This window comes from Rhodoblastus acidophilus, assembly GCF_009720655.1.
GTDB lineage: Bacteria > Pseudomonadota > Alphaproteobacteria > Rhizobiales > Beijerinckiaceae > Rhodoblastus > Rhodoblastus acidophilus_A.
Map to the genome: position 1 here is coordinate 1 of NZ_WNKS01000033.1, position 22,130 is coordinate 22,130.

The window sequence follows — 22,130 nt, forward strand, 5'->3', positions numbered from 1 at the left end:
TTGCCGGAGCCGCCGTGCGACTGCTGGATGGAGAGGTCGTCGCCGGTTTCGCGCTTCCATTTGGCGATGAAGGCGGAATTGATCGAGGCGTAAAGCTCGCGGGTCGGATCGTAGGAGACGTTGAGCAGGCGGACCTCGGCGGCGGACGCCGAACCGGCCACGGCGCCGGAGAGGACGAGGATGCCGATCGCGGCGCCGACGACACGTTTCTTGAGACTGAACGACATGAGCGGGATCCTTAGTGGTGGACGGGGAGAATTTTTTGCCTTCCAAGAAATTATTGAATCCATAAAAAAAGTCAACTAAGTAGCGGCAGGGCGCCATGGTTGCTGCGCGCGCGAGTCCGGGTGATACGGGATGTCCGAAGGGTGACGAAAAGCCGGGCGGAGCGCCAGTCAGACCAGAAACGGTTCAATCAGATGTCGTCGATCCTGTTCCTCGGGGTGAACGCCGCAAACACCGATGCGCCTGAGGCGTCAAGGCGAATGAGGGATTTGAGCAAGCCTTTGAGTCGTCCGTTTACCGCAAGGCTCCTCGCCGAGAAGGGGAGGGCCGGACACGAGATGTCCACGTGTGGGGTGGAGGGCTTTCTGCGCATTTCGAGAGTCAGCGTTCGGCAACAAAAATATGCGTCAAGTCGGGAATAACACGCCCGTCGGTCCCATAGGCTCAGCAGCGCGCGCCGCCTCGCTCAGGGCTCGTGTCAAAGACCGGAAGCGATTTCAGCTTACATGTGAGGGTTGATCGCCATCCATCCAGCCAGCGCATGATCCAAGCGCTGCCACCAAATAGATGACTAAAACGATAGACAAAAATCTTATACCGGCGTAGGAAGGGGTCATCGCGAAATTTTGCATCTTTAGGAATCGCTCTGATGTCCCGCTTCACGCTCATTCAGAAACTGCCCGCTGGCATTGTCCGCGCGGGATTGGCTGCGGCTTTGGCCCTCGGCTTCGTCAGCGCGTCTCAGGCCACGGCGAAGCTGGAGGAAGTGAGAATAGACTTCGCCTACTACAATCCCGTCAGTCTTGTGCTGAAGGAGAAGGGCTGGCTTGAGGAAAGCTTGGCGAAGGACGGCGTGAAGGTGCGCTGGGTGCAGTCCCAAGGCTCCAACAAGGCGCTGGAATTTTTGAATGGCAAGAGCATCGATTTCGGCTCGACCGCCGGCGCCGCGGCTCTGCTCGCGCGCATCAACGGCAATCCGGTGAAATCAGTCTATGTCTATTCCAAGCCCGAATGGACGGCGCTGCTGACGCAGCAAGGATCGCCGATCCAGACTGTCGCGGACCTGAAGGGCAAGCGGATCGCCGCCACCCGTGGCACGGACCCGCACATCTTCCTGATCCGCTCGCTGGCCGACAACGGTCTCACGGAAAAGGACGTGAAAATCGTTCTGCTCCAGCATCAGGATGGCCGCCTCGCGCTCGCCAAGGGCGACGTGGACGCATGGGCCGGTCTCGATCCGCTGATGGCGCAGGCCGAACTCGATGACAGCGAGCGCATTTTCTATCGCAACGCCGCCATCAACACCTGGGGCGTGCTGAACACGCGCGAGGATTTCGCCGCCGACCATCCGGAGGTGGTGCTCAAGGTGATCGAAGCCTACGAGAAGGCCCGCGCCTATGCGCGCGCCAACCCGGATGCGCTGAAGAAGACCATCGTCGAACAGGCCAAACTGTCGGAGCCGGTCGCCGCGCGCCAGCTCTCGCGCACCGGACTCGAAACGGGCGCCATCGGCGAGGAGCAGAAAAAGACCATCGAGGGCGCGGGGCTCGCTCTGCAACAGGCCGGCGTCGTGGCGCCCGAGGTCAATGTGCCGGCGGTCGCCAACGCCCTGATCGACGCCGCCTTCGTCATCCAGCTTGGCGTCAAGTAAGCCCGTGTCCGACGTCGTTATCGAATCCCGGGGTCTCGCGCCCGCCGCATCGCCTTTCAGGCCGCGCTTGCTCACCGGTCTTTACGGGTTGAGCGGCCTAGTCCTCCCGGTCGGGCTCGCGCTCGCCTGGGAGGTCGCGGTGGCGCTGAAATGGGCGGACGGGCGTCTGCTGCCCACCCCCTCCGCCATCTTCGCCACGCTGGCCGCGCTGGCCCGCAGCGGCGATCTCGCCACGCATGTGCTGACGACTTTGCAACGGGTGGCGTTGGGCTTCGGCTTCGGCGTCATCGCGGGAACCTTTCTCGGCGCGCTCTCGGGCTATTCGACACCCGTCAGGCGCCTGATCGACCCCACGCTTCAGGCGCTGCGCAACATCCCGTCCATCGCCTGGGTCCCGATGTTCATCCTGTGGTTCGGCATTTTCGAGACCTCAAAAGTGATCCTGATCGCGGTGGGCGTGTTCTTTCCCATCTACCTGACCCTGTCGGGCGCCATTCTTGGCGTGGACCGCAAGCTGGTCGAGGTCGGGCGCATCTTTCGCTTCAGCCACCGCCAGATGATCACGCGAATCCTTCTGCCTGCGGCGCTGCCCTCCTACATTCTCGCGTTGCGGTCGGGACTGGGGCTCGGCTGGATGTTTGTCGTCGCCGCGGAATTCATGGGCGCCGAAGCCGGGCTTGGATTCCTGCTGGTCGACGGCCAGCAGACCGGGCGCCCGAGCGTGATCCTCGCCTCGATCGTCGCCTTCGCCATACTGGGCAAGCTGACCGACGGACTGCTGGCTTTGGCGACCTCGCGCCTGCTGCGCTGGCAGGACAGTTTCAAGCCTGCGGAGTGAGACGTGATCGAAATCTCAAATGTCTCCAAGCGCTATCCCAATGGGCGCCTGGCCCTGTCCGGACTGAACCTGACGGTCGAGAAAGGTGAAATCCTCGCCATCGTCGGCGGCTCCGGTTGCGGCAAGAGCACGCTGTTGCGGCTGCTCGCCGGGCTTGACCGGGCGACCTCCGGCGACGTCAGCCTGAACGGTTCGGCCATCGCCGCGCCGCGCGCGGAAATCGGCCTCGTGTTCCAGGAGCCCCGGCTGATGCCTTGGCTCAAGATCGAGGACAATATCGCCTTCGGCATTCTTCACCTTCCCGCCGACGAACGCAGGACGCGCGTGGGCGAGGCGCTCGAACGCGTCGGCCTTGCCGAGCATGCGCAGCACTGGCCCCGCGAACTCTCCGGCGGTCAGGCCCAGCGCGCGGCTCTCGCCCGCGCCTTGGTCGCACGGCCGGAGGCGCTGCTGCTGGACGAGCCGTTTTCGGCGCTCGACGCTCTGACCCGCAGCGATCTGCAACAGCATCTTCTGGATCTCTGGGCCTACGACCAGCCGACCATGATTCTCGTGACCCATGACATCGAGGAGGCCCTGTTCCTCGCCGACCGGGTCGTCGTCATGCAGCCCAATCCCGGCCGCGTCCGCGCCGAGTTCCGCCCGCCGCTGGCGCGTCCGCGCGACCGTCTCGATGGGGCGTTTCACGACTGGAAACACAAGCTGCTGGCCGAACTGGGCCACGCCAATCGTCCTCTTGCAGGCGAGGAACATTTCCCCGCCGCCGCCATCTGATCCGAGACGTCCATGACTGACGAAATCTATCCCGTGCCGTCCGACTTTGCGGCGCGCGCCCGCGTGACCGCGCAAGACTACGAGCGACGCTACCGCGCCTCCATCGAAAACCCCGAAGCCTTCTGGGCGGAGGAGGCGCAATTCCTCCAATGGATCAAGCCCTTCACCCGGATCAGCGACACGAGTTTTGACATCGCGGATCTGCGCATAAATTGGTTTGAGGATGGAACGCTCAACGCCTCCGTCAATTGCGTCGACCGCCACCTGCCGGAAAAGGCGGATCGCCCCGCCATTCTGTGGGAGGGCGATGCGCCCGGCGAAAGCCGCGTCGTCACCTGGGGCGAATTTTTTGAACAGGTTAATCGTCTCGCCAATGTGCTGACAGGGCTCGGCGTCGGCAAGGGGGACGTGGTCACGATCTACCTGCCGGTGATTCCCGAGGTCATGGTGGCGATGATGGCCTGCGTGCGCCTCGGCGCGGTCCATTCGGTGGTGTTCTCCGGCTTTTCCGCCGAGGCGCTGGCGAGCCGGATCGAGGACGCGCGGGCCAAGGTCGTCATCACCGCCAACGAAGGCCATCGCGGCGGCCGCTTCCATCCGCTCAAGCGCAATGTCGACGAGGCGCTTCGCACGCAAGCGTCGGTCGCGCATGTCGTCGTCGTGCGTCGCAGTCCCGCGGACGCGCCGATGACGGGGGGACGCGACGTCTGGTACGACGAGGCGCTCGCGGCCGCCGCTCCCTGGTGTGAGCCGGTCGAGGTGGGCGCCGAAGACCCGCTGTTCATCCTGTACACGTCGGGGTCGACCGGAAAGCCCAAGGGCCTCCTGCACACCACCGGCGGCTATCTCACCCATGCCGGCACCTCGTGGCGCAACATTTTTGATTGGCGCGACGGCGATGTGTTCTGGAGCACGGCGGATGTCGGCTGGGTCACCGCCCACACTTACAAGATTTACGGCCCGCTGCTGAACGGCGCGACCAGCGTGATGTTCGAGGGCGTTCCGACCTGGCCGGACTCTTCGCGGTGGTGGTCGATCATCGAGAAGCACGGCGTGAGCATTTTCTACACCGCGCCCACCGCCTTGCGCGCGCTGATGCGCGAAGGGGAGGGGCCGGTGCGCAAACACGACCTCTCTTCCCTGCGCGTGCTTGGCTCCGTCGGCGAGCCGATCAATCCCGAGGCTTGGCGCTGGTTCCACCAGACCATCGGCGGCGGGCGCTGCCCGATCGTCGACACCTACTGGCAGACGGAAACCGGCGCGGTTCTGCTGACGCCGCTGCCTGGCGCCGTGCCCAACAAGCCGGGCATGGCGGGAAAACCCTATTTCGGCGTCCGTCCCGAAGTGGTGGACGCGCAGGGCGCGACCCTGGAGGGGCCAGCCTCGGGCAACCTGTGTTTTCGCGGAAGCTGGCCGGGGCAGGCGCGCACCATCCTTAACGACCGCGAGCGATTTTCGAAAACCTACTTCGCTCCTTTTTCCGGCCGCTTCTTCAGTGGCGACGGGGTTTTGCGCGATGCGGACGGCTATTACCGCATCACCGGGCGCGTCGACGATGTCGTCAATGTCTCCGGCCACCGGCTCGGAACGGTCGAACTGGAAAGCGCCATCGCCTCGCATCCGGCGGTCACCGAGGCGGCCGTGGTCGGCTATCCCCACGAGGTCAAGGGGCAAGGGGTGTTCGCCTATGTCACCTTGAAGGAAGGGTTTGAAGAGACCGAATTTTTGCGCGCGGAAATCGTCGCCTGGGTGCGCGCGCGCATCGGCTCGATCGCCAGCCCCGACATCATCCAGTGGGCGCCCGCCTTGCCCAAAAATCGCGCCGGAAAAATCCTGCGCCGTATTCTCACCAAGGTGGCCGCCAACGATTTCGAAAATTTCGGCGATGTCTCGACCCTCGCCGAGCCGGCGGTCGTCGAGGAGATCGTCAAGCGCCGCCAGCAAACCCTTCGGAAATCCGCATGAACGCCGATGAATTGCGCGCCCTCCAGGCGCCGTTGAAAGACACCTACCGCTCGAACCCCGACGCCGCCCTCATCACGTTAAGAACCCGCGGCGAGTTGGACTCCAGCCATTTGGTCTGCCGCGTCGATACGGGCCGCGCGCTTATGGAGGCGGGGCTGCATCCCGCGACCGGCGGAACCGGCGCCTTCGCCTGTTCGGGCGACATGCTCCTGGAGGCGCTGGTCGCCTGCGCGGGCGTGACGTTGAAGGCGGTTGCGACCGCGATCGGCTTCGCCTTGAGAAGCGGCGCGGTTTCGGCCGAAGGCGATCTCGACTTTCGCGGCACGCTGGGCGTGGACCGCGAGGCGCCCGTGGGCTTTCGCGAGATACGCCTGACGTTTTCGCTCGATACCGACGAACCGCGGGAGCGCATCGACCAGCTGGTGAAGCTGACCGAGCGCTACTGCGTCGTCTTCCAAACCCTCGCCAAGCCGTCCCGGCTGGCGCTTTCGGTCCAAAGCCATGACTGAGCGCGGCTTTCGCCCGGAGACGCTGGCGGCCCAGACCCTCAGCGGCGTGGATGCGGCCACCGGCGCCATCATTCCCCCGATCCATCCGTCCACAACCTACGAGCGCGACGTGGATCTCGGCTATTCGCGCGGCGCGCCCTATTCGCGCCCCGACAATCCCACTTACGCCATCGCCGCGAACACGCTGACCGCACTTGAAGGCGGCGCCGCCAGCCTGCTGTTCGCCTCGGGAATGGCGGCGGCGACGGCTGTGTTCCAGGCGCTCGATCCCGGCGACCACGTGGTTGCGCCTTCGATCATGTATTGGGCGCTGCGGGCGTGGCTGCTGGGCGCCGCGACGCGCTGGGGTCTCGATGTCGAACTGGTCGATACCTCCGACCTCGCCGCCGTGAAGGCGGCGCTGCGCCCCGGCAAGACCAAGCTGGTCTGGCTGGAGACGCCGGCGAACCCGCTGTGGACGGTCAGCGATATCGCCGCCATCGCCGATCTGGCGCATGGCGCGGGCGCACGGCTCGCGGTGGATTCCACCATCGCCACGCCGGCGCTGACGCGGCCTCTGGCGCTGGGCGCCGACCTTGTCATGCATTCGGCGACCAAATATCTGAACGGACATTCCGACGTCGTCGCCGGCGCCCTGACGAGCGCCCGCGAGGACGATTTCTGGGCGCGGATCAAACTCGCGCTAGCGCAGAATGGCGGGGTGCTCGGACCGTTTGAAGCGTGGTTGTTGCAGCGCGGCTTGCGCACGCTTTTTCCCCGCGTGCGCTGGCAGGCGCAGAGCGCGCTGGCGCTGGCGCAACAGCTTTCCAGACATGCCGCAGTGGCGCAGGTGTTTTATCCCGGGTTGCCAGATTTTCCCGGCCATGATCTGGCGCGACGGCAGATGCGGGGCGGCTTCGGCGGCATGCTGTCCATTCGCGTGCGCGGCGGGCGCGACGCCGCCATCGCCACGGCCGCCAACGTCCGTCTTTGGAAGCGCGCGACCTCGCTCGGCGGCGTCGAAAGCCTGATCGAGCACCGCGCCAGCATCGAAGGTCCGACCTCGCCGGTTCCCGACGACCTGTTGCGGCTCTCGGTGGGCCTGGAGGCGCCCGAAGACCTGTTCGATGATTTGCGCGCCGCGCTCGAAAGATCGACATGACGAAAATCGATAATCCCACCTGCTCCGAATGCCGGCAGTTGCACTGCTACCGCCACGACGCGCGCTATCCCAAACATTGCGCGACCACCGCGCTTGATGAGGGCGAGCGCGCGGAACTGGCGGCCCTCTATGGCGGCGCCGACCCGGAGGATTCCAGGCTCGCCCACGCCGCCGCCGAGGTCGAGGGCCTCTATTACGGCAAGATCAACCGGGTCGAGGAAACCGTCGCCTTCGCCCGGCGCATCGGCGCCGACCGCATCGGCATCGGCACCTGTTTCGGCCTGATTGAGGAGACCCGGGTTCTGGTGAAAATCCTGCGCCTCGCCGGTTTCAAGACGTTCGCCGCGCTGTGCAAAGTCGGGTCGATCGACAAGACCGAAATGGGCATTGCCGAGGACTTGAAGATCAAGTGCGACAGCTATGAGGCCGGCTGCAATCCGGTTCTGCAAGCGCGGCTGCTGAACCGCGAAAACACCGGCCTCAACATCGTCATGGGCTTGTGCGTCGGCCATGACTCCCTGTTCGTCAAGCATTCCGACGCGCCGGTTACGACGATGGTCGTCAAGGATCGCGTGCTCGGCCACAATCCCGTCGCCGCGCTTTACACCGTGGGCTCCTACAGCGCCCGCCTGGTCGATCACGAACGGCTGAAAAGCCTCTGACCGCAAGCGGAGATTTTTACCATGAACGCCATTGTTTCCTCCGCGTCGCTGTGCCTCGACATCGCGCCCTATCTTGATGTCGCCGAGGTCCGCCGAGTGCGGCCTCGCGTGGACATCGCCATTGCCGACCGCGCCTGGCGGCCGCAGGTCGAGGACAGCCAGCGCGACTGGGTGGCCAGCATCGCCGCCCCCGCCTTCAAAATCCTTCGCGCCCGGCGCGGCGACGCCGCCTGCAAGGCGTTTTGCGCGCTCGGCACAGGCGCCGGCCTCGACGCCCTCGCGGCGATTGAACTGCTGGGCGCGGACGTTATCGGTTTGACCGACCTGTTCCCGGACGTGGTCGAGGCCGCCGCCGGCAACGTGCGGCGCAATCTCGCAGTCGGTCATGAGATCGCGCTGCATGCGGGCGCCGGCGACCTTCTGGCGCCGCTGCGCGCCAGCGGGGTCGCATTCGACCTGATCTACGAGAATCTGCCCAACCTGCCTCTCGCCGACGCCGCCGAGGTCGAAGTGGACAAGACCAGCGCGGCCTTCCTGGCGCCGCGCGGCGAGACCACGCCGCAAGCCGTGCGCGACGGGCTGCTGACGCTGCACTATCTCGCCCTGGTCCAGGCCCATGATTTTCTCAAACCCGGCGGCGCCGTGCTGTCCACCATCGGCGCCCGCCTGCCGCTGCGCGTCCTGACCGAAATGGCCGAGGCGGCGGGCCATGCGCCGAGCTTCCTCGCCTTCTGGTGGAAAGCGCAGGCCGACGCCGACGAGGTCATCGCCTCCTATGCGCAATGGCAGAAACAGGGGTTGTCCTTCCACTTCTACCCGGTCGAAGTCTTGGAGGCCGCCTTCGCCGGGCTCGATCTCGAGCAGGCCGGACGCGACGCCCTGTCCATCGAACGCGACCTGCGGTCCTACCAACTTGACGCGGCGCAGGCGTGGCGCCTGCACCGCAATGGGAGGCGCATCGGCCACACCGTGGCGGCGCTGCTGTCGGAGCCGAGGCGATGAGCGCGGAGCTTTCCAGGCTTGTGGCGCGGCTACGCGCGCGGCTGAACCGGGCCGACGGTCGCGCGGGGCGGGAGGCCGTTCACGTGCAACGCCTGCTCGATCGGATCGCGCACGATCCCGCGCCTTACGGGGCCAACGCACACCCGCTCGTCCGACACCTGCCCGCCGCGCTCGCGGGGCTGGAGCGCGACGCGCCCGATCTCGCCGCGCTGCTCGGCCCGCTCGCCGCCGGCCTGCCCTGGCGCCATGGCTACGAGGCCAGCGCCGAGCTTGCGGACCTGCATCTGAACATGGGCTGGGCGGAATTCGTCGGACCGGCGGCGCCCTGGCGCAGCGACGAGGTCTGCCTGGGCCTGACCCTCATTGGTCCCAACACGCATTATCCCGCCCACCAGCACCCCGCGGTGGAGCTCTATCACGTGCTGACCGGCGTGGCGGAATGGAGCAGCCATTGGCGTCGTCCCGGCGCCTTCGTCCTGCACGACAGCAACCAGATCCATGCCATGCGAACCGGGGATGAGCCGCTGCTCGCCCTCTACACCTGGAGCGGCGACGTCGTCTCGCCATCGGTCTGGAGCCGACAGCCATGAGCCTGCATCCGCAAACCCAGGCCCTGCATGCCGGTCATCGCGCCGACCCGCAGACCGGCGCGGTGGCGCCGCCGATCTATTTTACGACGTCCTACCATTATCCGAGCACCGAGTTCGCCACGCGCCTCTTCAATCTCGAAGTGATCGGCTACACCTACACCCGCACCAGCAATCCCTCGCGCGAAGTGCTGGAGCGCCGGGTCGCCGCCATCGAGGGCGGCAAGGCGGCGCTGGCCCTGGCGTCTGGCGCGGCGGCTGTCGGAGATGCGCTGCTGTCGCTCGCCCAGGCCGGCGACAACATTGTGTTCGACCGCGCGACGCTGCGGGGCGGCGGGCGGGCGTTGGCGATTCAATTGCGCCGTTTCGGCCTGGATGTGCGCGACGCCGCCGTCGCCGAGGATTTCGTGTCCGCCACCGACGCGCGCACCCGCCTGTGGTTCGCCGAGAGCCTCTCGTTGCCGAGCCTGGAGCGCTTCCCCATCGCCGCCGTCGCCACGGCCGGCCGCGCCATCGGCGTTCCGCTCGTGATCGATAACTCGAACCTGCCGTTCCTCGTCCGTCCGGTGGAAGAGGGGGCCGCCGTCGTCGTCTATGCCGCCGACACCTGGCTGACCGGGCGCGGCGGCGCCGATGGCGGCTTGCTGGTCGATGCCGGGACGTTTTCGTGGGAGTCCGAGCGTTTCCCCACGCTTCACGCGCCCGACCCGTCCTACCACGGCGCCGTCTGGACCGAAGTCGTGAAAAAATGGAACGCCTCGCCGCTGACGGCGCGGGCGCGCGGCGGCGTGCTGCGCGACCTCGGCGCCGCCATCAGCCCGATGGCCGTGTTCCAGATCGTGCAAGGTTTGGAAACGCTGCCGCTGCGCATGCGCGCCCATGCCGAGAACGCCGCGCGCGTCGCGGAATTTTTGGCTCCGAGACCCGAAGTGACCGCCTTGAGCGTTGAGGGCGGATTGGTGGGCTTCTCCTTGCCCGACGCGCAAAAATTCGTCGCCGCGCTGTCGCTCATTTCGCGCGACGGCGGCGTCGGCGGGCTGCGCAGTTCGGTCGTGGGATCGGCCGATGGCCGCATCCTGCTTTCGGTCGGCGTGGAACATGCCGACGACATCCTGGACGACCTCAAGGCCACCCTTAATTCCAACCAGAAGTGAGACCCGTCATGACATTGAAGCCGGAAACCCTTGTTTTGCACGCAGGCTATCGCAGCGACCCCACGACCACCTCGGTGGCGGTGCCGATCTATCAGACCACCAGCTATCAGTTCCGCGATACGGAACATGCGGCCAATCTCTTCGGGCTCGCCGAACTCGGCAATATCTATACGCGCCTGATGAACCCCACCAACGACGTGCTGGAGCAGCGCCTGACCGCGCTGGAAGGCGGCGCCGCCGCGCTGGCGGTCGCCTCGGGGCAGGCGGCGAGCACGTTCGCGATCCTGAACGTCGCCCAGGCCGGCGACAATTTTGTTACGTCCACCGACCTCTATGGCGGGACGTGGAACCTGTTCGCCAACACTTTCAAGCAACTCGGCATCGAGGCGCGCTTCGTCGATCCCTCCGACCCCGAAAATTTCCGCCGCGCCACGGATTCCAAGACGCGCGCCTATTACGCCGAAACCCTGCCCAATCCGAAACTTCAGGTGTTCCCGATTCCAGAAGTGGCGAAGATCGCCGACGAACTTGGCGTTCCCCTCATCATCGACAACACGGCGGCGCCGATCATCGCGCGCCCGTTCGACCACGGCGCCCATATCATCGTTTATTCGACGACAAAATATATCGGCGGGCACGGGACATCCATCGGCGGCGCGATTATCGATTCGGGAAAATTCGACTGGGAGAAGAACGCCGAACGCTTCCCGCTGCTGAACCAGCCCGATCCCAGCTATCACGGCGCCATCTGGACGCAGGCGGTCAAACCGCTCGGGCCCATCGCCTATATTCTGCGCGCCCGCGTCACCCTGCAACGCGACATCGGCGCGGCCGTCAGCCCGTTCAACGCCTTCCAGACTCTTCAGGGGCTGGAAACCCTGCCGCTGCGCATCCGCGAGCACAACAAGAATGCGCTCGCCGTCGCGGACTATCTCGCCAAGCACCCGAAGGTCGTCAAGGTGATCCATCCCAGCGTGCAGGCGGGCGAGCCGAGGCGGCGCGCCGACGCCGTGCTCAAGGGCGGCTATGGCGCCCTGGTGGGCTTCGAGCTGGCGGGCGGCAAGCAGGCCGGCAAGAGTTTTATTGACGCCCTCAAACTGCTCTACCACGTCGCCAACATCGGCGACGCCCGCAGCCTCGCCATTCACCCCGCGACGACCACGCATTCGCAGCTCTCGCCGGAAGACCAGCTGGCGACCGGCGTGTCGGATGGATATGTGCGGCTTTCCGTGGGGATTGAGCATATCGACGACATCCTCGCCGACATCGCCCAGGCGCTCGAAACGGTCTGAAGGAACAGGCGGCGCCGTGGGGCGTCGGCGCCGCCTGTCTTGCATGGCGCCGATGAGGAGAGACGGCGCCGTTTTGCAACTCTATGGGCATCGATCTCGTGCGATGAGGCTCAACGCAGCTTCCCGAGAATGCCCATGGTCTGGCTTTTCAATTCAACGCGAGCAGTCGGTTGCCGCGCCAGTCGAAATCGATGCGGTCGAGGATCGCGGCGCGCGGCGGCAACTGAACGAGGAACCCCATGCCATCCAGCGACGCCAGTCGCGGCAGAGCCAGGGCGCACGCGTTGCGATAATGGTCGACGACGGTCGCGCCGAGGTCGAACCCTGGCTTGCGCGTCGTTGTCCCTCCGGTCGATTGGTCGACGTGAACCGCGGAGCGTTCAAGAGAAACAACCGGAACCAGGCCCTCGCCCCAGGCGCCGCGATACACACGCGAAACGAAAGCGTGCAATTCTCGCCGCGCGCTTGGCGTGAAGCTGACCGTGATGGGGCGGAAGGAGTGCGTCGCCATTGCCGGATCCAAACTTGCAGACGTTCAGATCGCATATGAAAAGGCGCGGTAATTGAGGTCTCTCAGCACCTGATCCATGTCGCGATACGGCTCGTCATTGTGTCTGGCGACGATTTTGGCGGGCACGCCGGCGACGGTGGCGTGGGCGGGAACAGGATGCAGAACTACCGATCCCGCAGCCACCCGCGCATATTCGCCGACTTGGATGTTGCCGAGGATTTTGGCGCCGGCGCCGAGCAGGACGCCGCGCCGAACTTTTGGGTGGCGGTCGCCCGCCTCCTTGCCCGTGCCGCCGAGCGTGACGTTTTGCAGGATCGAGACGTCGTCGTCGATCACCGCCGTCGAACCGACGACGAACCCGGTGGCGTGATCCAGGAACACGCCCTGTCCAATGCGCGCCGCCGGATGAATGTCGGTCTGGAACAGGTCCGACGAACGGCTCTGCAGAAAAAGCGCAAAATCCTGCTTCGCGCGCGTCCAGAGATGGTGGGCGAGGCGGTGGATCTGGATCGCGTGATAGCCTTTGAAATAGAGGAACGGCTCGATAAAACGGCCGCAGGCGGGGTCGCGGTCGATCACGGCGTTGATGTCTGCGCGAAAGCCAAGACCAATCTCTGGCTCGGCGCCCAGCGCGGCTGTGAACGCGGCGACGATCTGGCCCACGGGAACAAAGTCGCTGGCGAAGCGGCTGGCGACGCGATGGATGACGGCGTCCTCGAACGAATCCCTGTCGAGTATGGTCTGGCGCAGCAAGGCGCGCAGGTTGGGTTCGGCCTCGAAGGCGGCATCCGCCTCTTCGAGCAGTTTTCTCCACAAGGAATCCTTCGCCGCGGCCGGATGGTCCAGCGGCGCGGAAAATAGGGAGGACGCGGCCAGCGTCAAATGGTGGGGAGTCGGCGGCATGGAACACCCATTGGATACAGACCGCGGATGGCTGTGAGGATCACGTGAAAGAAGAACGGCCTCACGTGTGAGGCCGTTCGGTTCCGACCGGCTCCCGGCGGCGGGGTGGACTTCCGTCCCAGGACGTCGTGATTTGTGCGCCCGCGGAGGGCGCCATGAAGACGCCGGCCGAAGACCGGCAGGCGTCGCAGTGTCGAAACACGTCGGACCGCGCGGAACGGATCAGTTCGCGGTGACGCTGCTCGGCAAGGAAGCGACGGGCGTCGAAATGTGCTCGACCGCCGCGGCCTTCTTGGAGCCGCCCTGCCAGTAGGCCGGGAACCAGGTGGTGTGCGTCAGAATCGCGAGGTGCACGAGGATCGCGATCACCGTCACGGTTCCGAGAAACAGCGGGAGGCCCACGCTCGGGGGGACAACCGTCCAGATTTTAGCCTGATTAGCCATGGGTCAAACCTCTCTTAGTGGAGCCAGGGGGTGGTGGTGAAAGCGAGGAAATGCGCCACCAGGGCGATGCCGAGGAAAATGCGCGTTCCGTCGATCACGTGTTTGTGCAGCTCTTCAGCCTGGTCCGGGGTGAGTGTGTCAGCCATTTGAATACCTCTCTTGATGAGCCACTGCTTCTATTTGGGTAACCTGCGCGCAGGTCCAGCGCCCCAGGGGCAGGGCGGCGGAAGCCCTGGCGAAATCAAATGACGTCGCCGTCGCATCACGCAAGATAAGAATATAAAAAAGGTAGGTTTAATCAACTAAAAGTTGGGCAGCGCAGTGGATAAGTGGACTGTTCTGTCGCACGCGGGCGCAATGAAAATTTTGGTTTAATCCTACTGGATAAGTGGTGAGTTCATCCAACTCGTCTCGGGCAGGGGAGGTGGCGCGCCGGCCGTCGCGCCAAGCGGCACGCGCCGGCGGCGCACACGCGCTATCAGGTCGAAGCCGTGCGCGGGTGTCGCCTAGCTGAACAGGAATTGCGGCGCGGGCGAGATTGCGAATGACGCCGACGACAGCGGCGGTGACGGCCGACGATCGCTGCTGCCAGAATGATCAAGGGGAAGGCGACGTCAAAAAAGAAGATTGCGATGAACGCGGCGCCGGCGAGTCCGATCGAAATCCGGGTCTTCAAGGCCTAGCGCGCGATCCGATGAAGGGCGTCAACGACAATGGACAGCACAGCCGCCCGGAGGCCGAAGAACAGCGCAATGACGGGACCGAGCGCACGCGAAAAACCTCGCCGAGCGACACGCCATGTCCCGGATGATCCAGCTCCGCTGGAACCGGGAGCCGTCATGGGCTTCCACGCGGGATCGGCTGTCGCTGTCGCCGTCAAAAGGACGGTTGAGGCGATGGCGCAAGTCCTCTCTTGCCCCGCTCCGGCCCATCGTGTTCGGGCCTGCGCAACCGTTCAGCGCAAGAGCTCAGATGCCCGCGCCGTCGACGAAAATGTCCTCGATCGCCTTGGCCTGGGTGACGACGGCGCCTTCCGGCACGCTGTGCGTCAGCCAGACATTGCCGCCGATCGAGGCGCCCTTGCCGATGGTGACGCGCCCGAGCACGGTGGCGCCGGCGTAAATCACCACATCATCCTCCAGGATCGGATGGCGCGGATAGTCCTTGAGCAGATGTCCCTCGGAATCCGTCTCGAAGCGTTTGGCGCCGAGCGTGACGGCTTGATAGAGCCGCACGTTCCTGCCGATGATCGAGGTTTCGCCGATCACCACGCCGGTGCCGTGGTCGATGAAGAAACCTCCGGCGATTTCGGCGCCGGGGTGGATGTCGATGCCGGTTTCCGAATGGGCTTTTTCCGCCACGATGCGCGCAAGCATGGGCGCTCCAAGCCGGTAGAGCTGGTGCGCGAGGCGATGGCGCGTCACCGCCGCGAATCCCGGAAAGCAGAAGATGATCTCGTCTATGCTTTTCGCCGAGGGGTCGCCGGCGTAAGCCGCGCGAATGTCCTCGTCGAGCAAGGCGCGCACATGCGGCAGTCTCTGGGCGAATTCGGCGGCAATCTGCTCCGCGTGGCGGCTCAACGTGCGGTCGCGTCCCTCGCGCTCGCCCGCCAGTCGCAATTCCAACTCGATCTGGCGGCGCAGGCTGGCGAAGCTTTCGGCGAGTTTGAGCGCGACGAAGGAATCGACCCCGCGCCCGGACAGGCCGGACGGTCCGAAATGGCGCGGAAACAAAGCCGCGACCAGCCCCTCCACCGCCGCGACCGTTTCCGCGCGCGAGGGCAGGTCCGGAGGCGCGCTGCGGTAGCGGCGCGCCTGGGCGGCCGCGCGCAGGGCGCGCAACTCGCCGACGATCTTTTCGAGCGGGACTTCGGTCGCATAGGCGCGGGGCGCTTCGGCAAGGCTCATGCCGCCAGCCCCTTCGCGTCGAACAGGCCCTCGAACAGCACCGTGCTCAGATAGCGCTCGCCGGAATCGGGCAGGATGACGACGATGGTCTTGTGGGCGTTTTCCGGTCTCTTTGCCAGGCGCGCCGCCACGGCGACGGCCGCGCCGGAGGAAATGCCGGAGACGATGCCTTCTTCGCGCGCGAGGCGGCGAGCGTAGAGGATAGCCTCCTCGTTGCCGACCTGTTCGACGGCGTCGATCAGGGACAGGTCGAGCACGCCGGGAATGAAGCCCGCGCCGATGCCCTGGATCTTGTGCGGGCCGGGTTTCAGGTCGAGACCATTGCGCTTTTGCGTGATCACGGGGCTGGCCTCCGGCTCGACCGCCACCGACTGGATGGCCTTGCCTTTGATGGTCTTGATGAACCGCGACACGCCGGTGATCGTTCCGCCGGTGCCGACTCCGGAAATCAGGATATCCACGGCGCCTTCGGTGTCGTCCCAGATTTCCGGGCCGGTGGTCTGCTCGTGGATGGCGGGATTGGCGGGGTTCTTGAACTGTTGCAGCAGCACGTAGCGGTTCGGATCTGATGCGGCGATCTCCTCGGCCTTGGCGACGGCGCCGGACATGCCGCGCGGTCCTTCGGTCAGCACAAGCTTGGCGCCGAAGGCGATCAGCAGCTTGCGGCGCTCCAGGCTCATGGTTTCGGGCATGGTGAGGGTGAGCGGAATGCCGCGCGCCGCCGCGACGAAGGCGAGGGCGATCCCGGTGTTGCCGGAGGTCGGCTCAACCAACTCCTTGCCGGGGCCCAGCAGGCCTTTCTTTTCCGCGTCCCAGATCAACGCGGCGCCCAGGCGGCATTTCACGGAATAGGCGGGATTACGGCCCTCGATCTTGGCCAGCACGGTCGCGGGCGCGTGATCGATGACGCGGTTGAGGCGCACCAGCGGCGTGCGGCCGATCGAGAGGGAATTGTCTTCGAACCATTTGGGCATGGAGTGGCTCCGGTCTAGAATGCTAATCTTATCTATAAAAATGATATATTTATTTTCAAGGGGCGGCGCGCCGCGCCTCGGCGGCGCCGACCGACGGCAAGTTGTTGATGTCAGGTGTGTTTGTGTATGAGGTAGAATATTATTCTTTCCAGATTCACGAAAATGAAAGACGAAGCTCTCGTAATAGAAATATATTCTTGTTGATGAAGAGTCGAATAGTTTCTAACACTTATGCTTAGGCTGTACGCCGGGGTGTCGAAATGATTCGTTTCACGAAGAAACGTCTTTCTGCGCTTGAGGATATTTTTACCTCAAAACGAGGAATACCATGTCCGACGATGTCGAAATTCGCAGAACCTTAAGCGAGCCCGCCGCGAGGCAACTCGCCAACGCCACCAAAACGCGCGCGCAATGGTCGGGCATCACCCCGCGCTGGCTGGTCTCGTTCCTGCCCTGGACGCCGGTCGAGGCCGGCATCTACCGGCTCAACCGCGTCAAGGAAGGCGCGGTCCTGACCGACGCTGACGTGCAGTGCTCGCCCGCCCGCGACCGCGACGCCGACTTGCCCGAAACCTTCGTCGATTACGAGGACGCGCCGCGCGAATATTCGCTCAACGCGGTCACCACCGTCCTCGATGTGCAGACCCGCGTTTCCGATCTCTATTCCCATCCCTACGACCAGATTCAGGAACAGCTGCGCCTGCTGATCGAAAAGGTGAAGGAAAAGCAGGAAAACGAAATCATCAACAACGCCGAATACGGCCTGCTCGCCAATGTCGATCCCCGCCAGATCATCTCGACCCGCCACGGCGCGCCGACCCCGGACGATCTCGACGAACTCATCACCAAGGTGTGGAAGGAGCCGGCGTTTTTCCTGGCCCATCCCCGCGCCATCGCGGCCTTCGGGCGCGAATGCACCCGGCGCGGCGTGCCGCCGCCAACCGTGACCCTGTTCGGTGCGCCCTTCATCACCTGGCGCGGCCTGCCGCTGGTGCCCTCCGACAAGCTGCCAGTGGACGAGAAAGGCAAAAGCAAGATCCTGTTGCTGCGCACCGGAGAAAAGCGCCAGGGCGTGATCGGCCTGTTCCAACCGGGCATTCCCGGCGAGGTCGCGCCGAGCCTGTCGGTGCGCTTCATGGGCATCAACAGGAAGGCGATCGCGTCCTACCTGATCTCGCTCTACTGCTCGACCGCCGTGCTCACGCACGATGCGCTGGCGGTGCTCGAAGGCGTCGAGATCGACAAGTATCACGACTACAAGGACACCTACGCCAAGAAGTGATTTTAGCGGCGGCGCGCATCCGTTCACGCCGCCGTCCCCTTGATTGATGCGATGCAGGACGAAAACAATGCCGCTTGGCCTTTCCGCGTCTGAATTTTCCGGCGACGCGCCCGATACGCCCTCCCAAGCCTTCCCCGATCCGGCCCTGATCGCCCGCATGGCCAACGCCTTCTTCCAGGCGTCGCCGACCCCCGCCGGCGCCGATCCCGGCGTTCAAGACCCTGGCGTTCCCTTGGCGCCGCCGAGCCCCTCGATGATCCCGGCGCCGGATCCGACGGCGACCATCGCCCCGTTCGCGCCGGCCAATCCGCTGGTCGGGCCGCCCGACATGCCGCCCTCCACGATCCCCTCCATCGCTCCGACGCCGAACCTGACCCTGCCGCACGCGCCAAGTTTTTCCGCGCTTCCGGGCGGCTATGGCGAGCCCCCGCTGCCCGGCGCTTCCGCCGGCGCGATCGGCGCGCCTTTTCATCTCGGCGAAACCGCGCAACTGGTTCCCGAGGCGCATCGCGCCAGCCCGGGCGGGTTGAACGCCGACGCGCCCTATTTCATCGGCGAAACCGCCTTTGCCCGAGCGCCCGCGGCCTCGACGCCATCGCCGACCGCGCCCGACCCCGTTTCGGTCTCCAGCCCCGCGGCGCCGGCGTCGGGCGGCTCGCCGGAAAGCGTCGCGCCCCAAAACCTCGCGCCGAAGGCAAGCTATTCCTTCCTCGAACTCGATCTTCGTCCGCTGGCGGCGCCGACCAGGGGCGCGGTCGGCTTCCCGCTCGATCCCGAAACCATCAAGCGCGACTTCCCCATCCTCAACGAGCGCGTCAACGGCGGCAAGCGTCTGGTCTGGCTCGACAATGCCGCGACCACGCAGAAGCCGATCCAGGTGATCGAACGCATCTCGGATTTTTATAAACACGAGAACTCGAACATCCACCGCGCTGCCCATGCGCTCGCGGCGCGCGCCACCGACGCCTACGAAGCCGCGCGCGAAAAAGTGCGGCGCTTCCTCAACGCGCCCTCGGCCCGCGACATCGTTTTCGTGCGCGGCGCGACCGAGGGGATCAATTTCGTCGCCCAGAGCTGGGGGCGGGCGAATGTGGGGGAGGGCGACGAAATCCTCGTCACCCATCTGGAGCATCACGCCAATATCGTGCCGTGGCAGCAGCTCTGCGCCCAGACCGGAGCCAAGCTGCGGGTCGCGCCGGTGGACGACGACGGCCAGGTCGATCTCGCCGCCTTTGAAAAACTTTTGGGGCCGAAGACGAAAATCGCCGCCTTCACGCAAGTGTCGAACGCGCTGGGCACGGTGACGCCGGTCGAGGAAATGACCGCGTTGGCGCATCGGCACGGCGCCTGTGTGCTGGTCGATGGCGCGCAAAGCGTGTCGCACATGCCGGTGGACGTGCAGGCGATCGGCTGCGATTTCTTCGTTTTCTCCGGTCACAAGGTTTTTGGACCGACGGGCATCGGCGCGGTCTACGGCCGCGACTCCGTGCTGGAGAAAACCCCGCCGTGGCAGGGCGGCGGAAACATGATCGCCGACGTGACCTTCGAGCGCACCCTGTTCAACCCGCCGCCAGAGCGTTTCGAAGCCGGCACCGGCAACATCGCCGATGCCGTGGGGCTTGGCGCCGCGCTCGACTATGTCGAACAGCTCGGCATGGCCAACATCGCCGCCTATGAGCACGGGCTGCTGGAATACGCGACGGCGAAAATGCTGGCGGCGCCCGGCCTGCGCATGATCGGGACGGCGAAGGAAAAAGCCAGCGTGCTGTCCTTCGTGCTCGACGGCAAGGACACGCAGGAGATTGGCAAGGCGCTCGACGCCGAGGGGATCGCGGTGCGGTCGGGCCACCATTGCGCCCAGCCGATTTTGCGCCGCTTCGGCCTGGAGACAACGGTGCGGCCCTCGCTGGCCTTCTACAATACGTGCGAAGACGTCGACCTGCTGGTCGAGGTTCTGCACAGACTGGCGCGCAGGTAATTCTGCGCGCGCGTCGCGTGTGTGGATGCCCCCGGTGGCGGCGACGCCTTTTCCCGCGCGACCTCCTCCAGGCGCGCGGGGAAGCTTTTTTAAATTTTCAATGGCGCCCTCGGCCTGAGCGTGATGCTTGGGCCGCGCGGACAGTTTGCGGTAGCCCAACGCCCGCAACTCCCGGTTCATCGTCTGTTTGGCGATGGTGACCTGGAACTCCTCGAACATCCACTGGCAGAGATCGACGAGGCGCCAGCGCGCGACGCCGTGGGCGGCCGGGATCGGCCCGCTCTCGACCATGGCGGCGAGCGCCGCCCGGTGCGCGCTGTCGAGCCGCGAGGCTTGGCCAAGCGCCTTGCGGTTGATCAGGCCATCGGGGCCGTCTGCGTTGAACTTCACCACCCAGATCCTTCGCGCGCTTGGCCCCAGCTCGCATGGAACGTGCGTCAAAATCCTCTCGAAGGGCAATCGGCATGTCAAACCTCCAGGTTCGTCCTTTGAATCAAACAAACGCCGTTTCGGGAAACGCCTGCCGAGTCAGCCTTTCGGCGACTTGGTATGAGCGCGCTCGCGCCATTTTTAGAACCGTTCAAAATATCGGCATTTCGTTTCGCCCGCCGCGCCGCCGCTGCTAGCTTCCGGCAAGACGGACGGAGGTGTGATGGAGACGTTTGGCGGCGAAAAAACCGGGGCGCGCATCAGCTATGACTGGCGTGGCGGCCCGCTGGCGCGGATGATCCGGCAGCGTCTGCAGGCGGCGCGCCTGCGGCCGAGCCGGCAGCGGATCAGCCTCGCCGGCCTGCTGTTTGTCGCGGGCGATCGCCATGTCACGGCCGAGCAGCTTTTTCGCGAGGCGCAGGCGCTGGACATGCCGATGTCGCTCGCGACCGTCTACAACACCCTTCGGCAGTTTGTCGCGGCGGGGCTGCTGCGCGAGGTCGCGGTGGTCGGCTCCAAAATCTGGTACGACACCGATACCGGCTCCCACAGTCATTATTTTGACGAGAGCCGCCAGCGCCTCTCCGACATTCCCGAGGACCTGACCCAAAACCTCAAGATCGCGCCGCCGCCCGGTTATCGCGTCGTCGGCGTCGACGTGATCGTGCGCCTGAGCGACGACCTTCAATAGTTGAACGAGGCCCCCATGTGCGACATCGCCCGAGAAAGACAAAGAATTGACGCCCTGATCGCCGAGGCGATCACGCCGTTCCGCTTCATGGACAGCGCCGGCGACGCCTTTTTGGTGGACCTCGCCTGCGCCGCCCTCGACGCCCAATTCCTGGATTTTGTCGCGCCGGCGGCGATCCGGGCGCGCTGCGAAAAGGTCATCGCCCGGTTGCGAGGGGCGCGCGGCGCCGATCCGGCTTTCGCCGTCGCGCCCGCGGAGTGAGCGCAAGACCTCACAGGTCGAGCACGACGTCGCCGGGCATAGCCCAGCCGCCGCAGCGCCGCGTTCATGATGTTCTCTGAAATCGGACTGTCCGCCGTCCGCAGGCCGGGGAACACAAGCCGCCCGTCGCCCGTCATGGCGTGCAATTCGGACAGGGTGGCCAACGCCTGACGCGAGAGGGGAACTTGATGCTCTCGCCGCATCTTCGTTCGGTTTGCGGGTATCGTCCAAACCGCGTTCGCCAGATCAAATTCAGCCCATTCCGCCATCCGCAACTCGCCGGGCCGGGTAAAGACCAGCGGCAGGAGGCGCATCGCCGCCAAGGTCGCGCCCCGCGCTTCGTAACCGTCAAGGGCGCGAAGGAATGCGCCAAGCTGCGCCGGATCGGTGATCGCCGGGCGATGCTTCGTGGTGGGTGTGGTGAGCGCACCCCGGACGGCGAATGTCGGATCATTGTCCGCACGTGCCGTCGCAAGGCGTAGCGGAAAACCTGCCCGATCAAGGCGCGCCACCGGCCCGCTGCCTCATGCCTGATCGGCCCGCCGTCTCATGCCTGCCGCGTTCTTCGACCTGTCGCAGCAAAGCCAGAACGTCCGCCGCCGTGATTTCGGCAATCGGCCTTTCGCCCAGCGAAGGACGCACAAACGAAAGCGCCCATTCGTTCTTTCCTAGCGTCGCGCCGGATTTCCCCTCACGGTGCTCTTTCGCAAGCAATTCGTTCGCGATGGCGTTGAACGTGTTCGCCAGCGACAATTCCGCCGCGAGCTTGTTGCGCGTCCGTTGCTCGCCGGGATCGATACCAGCCAGCAGCGCCGCCTTGGCTTCGTCGCGCTTCGCTCGTGCGTCCTTCAAGCCGGTTTCAGGATATGCGCCTAGTTCTACTGCGTCACGTTGCATGGCGGGAAACCGCCCTGATTTGATGTGTTTGGCAACACGGACATCGCGACAGT

General features: G+C 65.1%; 22 protein-coding genes and 4 pseudogenes. 15 read left to right on the forward strand and 11 right to left on the reverse strand.

Features of this window, described 5'->3' with window-relative positions:
• Positions 1–227 (reverse strand): annotated as a pseudogene (locus GJ654_RS20060) (hypothetical protein); the annotation flags it as partial.
• 647 nt (positions 228–874) lie between these two features.
• On the opposite strand from GJ654_RS20060, the gene GJ654_RS20065 reads away from it, so the two are divergent.
• Genes GJ654_RS20065 through GJ654_RS20115 form a run of 11 tightly spaced genes read left to right on the forward strand, consistent with a single transcriptional unit; the run spans position 875 to position 11,800 of the window.
• Complete coding sequence (locus GJ654_RS20065; RefSeq protein WP_155447958.1) at positions 875–1,876, forward strand: aliphatic sulfonate ABC transporter substrate-binding protein; 1,002 nt, start codon at positions 875–877, stop codon at positions 1,874–1,876.
• A gap of 4 nt (positions 1,877–1,880) precedes the next feature.
• Entirely contained in the window at positions 1,881–2,714 is an 834-nt protein-coding gene (locus tag GJ654_RS20070; RefSeq protein ID WP_425540407.1) for an ABC transporter permease, read from the forward strand.
• 3 nt (positions 2,715–2,717) lie between these two features.
• Positions 2,718–3,488: an ABC transporter ATP-binding protein gene (locus tag GJ654_RS20075; protein ID WP_264586320.1), complete on the forward strand. Its 771-nt coding sequence runs from the start codon at positions 2,718–2,720 to the stop codon at positions 3,486–3,488.
• 12 nt (positions 3,489–3,500) lie between these two features.
• The gene (acs, locus tag GJ654_RS20080) at positions 3,501–5,453 is read left to right on the forward strand and encodes an acetate--CoA ligase (protein ID WP_155447959.1); all 1,953 of its coding nucleotides are present in this window, start codon (positions 3,501–3,503) and stop codon (positions 5,451–5,453) included.
• Entirely contained in the window at positions 5,450–5,962 is a 513-nt protein-coding gene (locus GJ654_RS20085; RefSeq protein ID WP_155447960.1) for an OsmC family protein, read from the forward strand. Before acs ends, GJ654_RS20085 begins: the two co-directional genes overlap by 4 nt.
• Positions 5,955–7,103, forward strand: a complete 1,149-nt coding sequence (locus GJ654_RS20090) for a trans-sulfuration enzyme family protein (RefSeq protein ID WP_155447961.1) — start codon at positions 5,955–5,957, stop codon at positions 7,101–7,103. The genes GJ654_RS20085 and GJ654_RS20090 overlap by 8 nt, the downstream gene beginning before the upstream one ends.
• Positions 7,100–7,765, forward strand: a complete 666-nt coding sequence (locus GJ654_RS20095; RefSeq protein ID WP_155447962.1) for a DUF1847 domain-containing protein — start codon at positions 7,100–7,102, stop codon at positions 7,763–7,765. The genes GJ654_RS20090 and GJ654_RS20095 overlap by 4 nt, the downstream gene beginning before the upstream one ends.
• A gap of 21 nt (positions 7,766–7,786) precedes the next feature.
• A complete protein-coding gene (locus GJ654_RS20100) occupies positions 7,787–8,767 on the forward strand; it encodes a hypothetical protein (RefSeq protein ID WP_155447963.1) in 981 nt (326 codons plus the stop codon).
• On the forward strand, positions 8,764–9,357 hold the full coding sequence (locus GJ654_RS20105; RefSeq protein WP_155447964.1) for a dimethylsulfonioproprionate lyase family protein: 594 nt from the start codon (positions 8,764–8,766) through the stop codon (positions 9,355–9,357). The genes GJ654_RS20100 and GJ654_RS20105 overlap by 4 nt, the downstream gene beginning before the upstream one ends.
• A complete protein-coding gene (locus GJ654_RS20110; protein ID WP_155447965.1) occupies positions 9,354–10,508 on the forward strand; it encodes a PLP-dependent transferase in 1,155 nt (384 codons plus the stop codon). The genes GJ654_RS20105 and GJ654_RS20110 overlap by 4 nt, the downstream gene beginning before the upstream one ends.
• 8 nt (positions 10,509–10,516) lie before the next feature.
• The gene (locus GJ654_RS20115; RefSeq protein ID WP_155447966.1) at positions 10,517–11,800 is read left to right on the forward strand and encodes an O-acetylhomoserine aminocarboxypropyltransferase/cysteine synthase family protein; all 1,284 of its coding nucleotides are present in this window, start codon (positions 10,517–10,519) and stop codon (positions 11,798–11,800) included.
• Positions 11,801–11,948: 148 nt separating this feature from the next.
• On the opposite strand, the gene GJ654_RS20120 is transcribed toward GJ654_RS20115, so the two are convergent.
• The 7 genes and pseudogenes from GJ654_RS20120 to cysK form a co-directional block, all read right to left on the reverse strand.
• Entirely contained in the window at positions 11,949–12,311 is a 363-nt protein-coding gene (locus GJ654_RS20120) for a hypothetical protein (protein WP_155447967.1), read from the reverse strand.
• A gap of 24 nt (positions 12,312–12,335) precedes the next feature.
• Positions 12,336–13,187, reverse strand: a complete 852-nt coding sequence (gene cysE / locus GJ654_RS20125; protein WP_425540408.1) for a serine O-acetyltransferase — start codon at positions 13,185–13,187, stop codon at positions 12,336–12,338.
• Positions 13,188–13,436: 249 nt separating this feature from the next.
• A complete protein-coding gene (locus GJ654_RS20130; RefSeq protein ID WP_155447969.1) occupies positions 13,437–13,658 on the reverse strand; it encodes a light-harvesting protein in 222 nt (73 codons plus the stop codon).
• Positions 13,659–13,672: 14 nt separating this feature from the next.
• Positions 13,673–13,804: a light-harvesting protein gene (locus GJ654_RS20135; protein ID WP_155447970.1), complete on the reverse strand. Its 132-nt coding sequence runs from the start codon at positions 13,802–13,804 to the stop codon at positions 13,673–13,675.
• Between the two features lie 425 nt (positions 13,805–14,229).
• Positions 14,230–14,415: pseudogene (locus GJ654_RS21360) on the reverse strand (chromate transporter); the annotation flags it as partial.
• 211 nt (positions 14,416–14,626) lie between these two features.
• Positions 14,627–15,565: a serine O-acetyltransferase EpsC gene (epsC, locus tag GJ654_RS20145; RefSeq protein ID WP_155447972.1), complete on the reverse strand. Its 939-nt coding sequence runs from the start codon at positions 15,563–15,565 to the stop codon at positions 14,627–14,629.
• Entirely contained in the window at positions 15,562–16,539 is a 978-nt protein-coding gene (gene cysK / locus GJ654_RS20150; RefSeq protein ID WP_155447973.1) for a cysteine synthase A, read from the reverse strand. Before cysK ends, epsC begins: the two co-directional genes overlap by 4 nt.
• 328 nt (positions 16,540–16,867) lie before the next feature.
• Between cysK and GJ654_RS20155 the strand changes: the two genes are divergently transcribed.
• Together GJ654_RS20155 and GJ654_RS20160 are read left to right on the forward strand one after the other, a co-directional pair.
• Entirely contained in the window at positions 16,868–17,821 is a 954-nt protein-coding gene (locus GJ654_RS20155) for a family 2A encapsulin nanocompartment shell protein (RefSeq protein ID WP_155447974.1), read from the forward strand.
• A 67-nt stretch (positions 17,822–17,888) separates the two neighbouring features.
• Complete coding sequence (locus tag GJ654_RS20160) at positions 17,889–19,799, forward strand: family 2A encapsulin nanocompartment cargo protein cysteine desulfurase (RefSeq protein ID WP_246664851.1); 1,911 nt, start codon at positions 17,889–17,891, stop codon at positions 19,797–19,799.
• A gap of 99 nt (positions 19,800–19,898) precedes the next feature.
• Here GJ654_RS20160 and GJ654_RS21730 read toward each other — a convergent pair.
• Positions 19,899–20,192 (reverse strand): annotated as a pseudogene (locus GJ654_RS21730) (helix-turn-helix domain-containing protein); the annotation flags it as partial.
• 259 nt (positions 20,193–20,451) lie between these two features.
• Here GJ654_RS21730 and irrA point away from each other — a divergent pair.
• Together irrA and GJ654_RS21365 are read left to right on the forward strand one after the other, a co-directional pair.
• Positions 20,452–20,919: an iron response transcriptional regulator IrrA gene (gene irrA, locus GJ654_RS20170; RefSeq protein ID WP_210350856.1), complete on the forward strand. Its 468-nt coding sequence runs from the start codon at positions 20,452–20,454 to the stop codon at positions 20,917–20,919.
• A gap of 15 nt (positions 20,920–20,934) precedes the next feature.
• Positions 20,935–21,180 carry a hypothetical protein gene (locus tag GJ654_RS21365; RefSeq protein WP_246664852.1) on the forward strand — a complete coding sequence of 82 codons (246 nt, stop codon included), beginning with the start codon at positions 20,935–20,937 and terminating at the stop codon, positions 21,178–21,180.
• 95 nt (positions 21,181–21,275) lie between these two features.
• On the opposite strand, the pseudogene GJ654_RS21735 reads toward GJ654_RS21365, so the two are convergent.
• Positions 21,276–21,692, reverse strand: a pseudogene (locus tag GJ654_RS21735) (tyrosine-type recombinase/integrase); the annotation flags it as partial.
• The coding region (locus GJ654_RS20180) for a tyrosine-type recombinase/integrase (RefSeq protein ID WP_155447977.1) at positions 21,679–22,130 on the reverse strand (452 nt) is incomplete at its 5' end. The gene GJ654_RS20180 and the pseudogene GJ654_RS21735, both read right to left, overlap by 14 nt.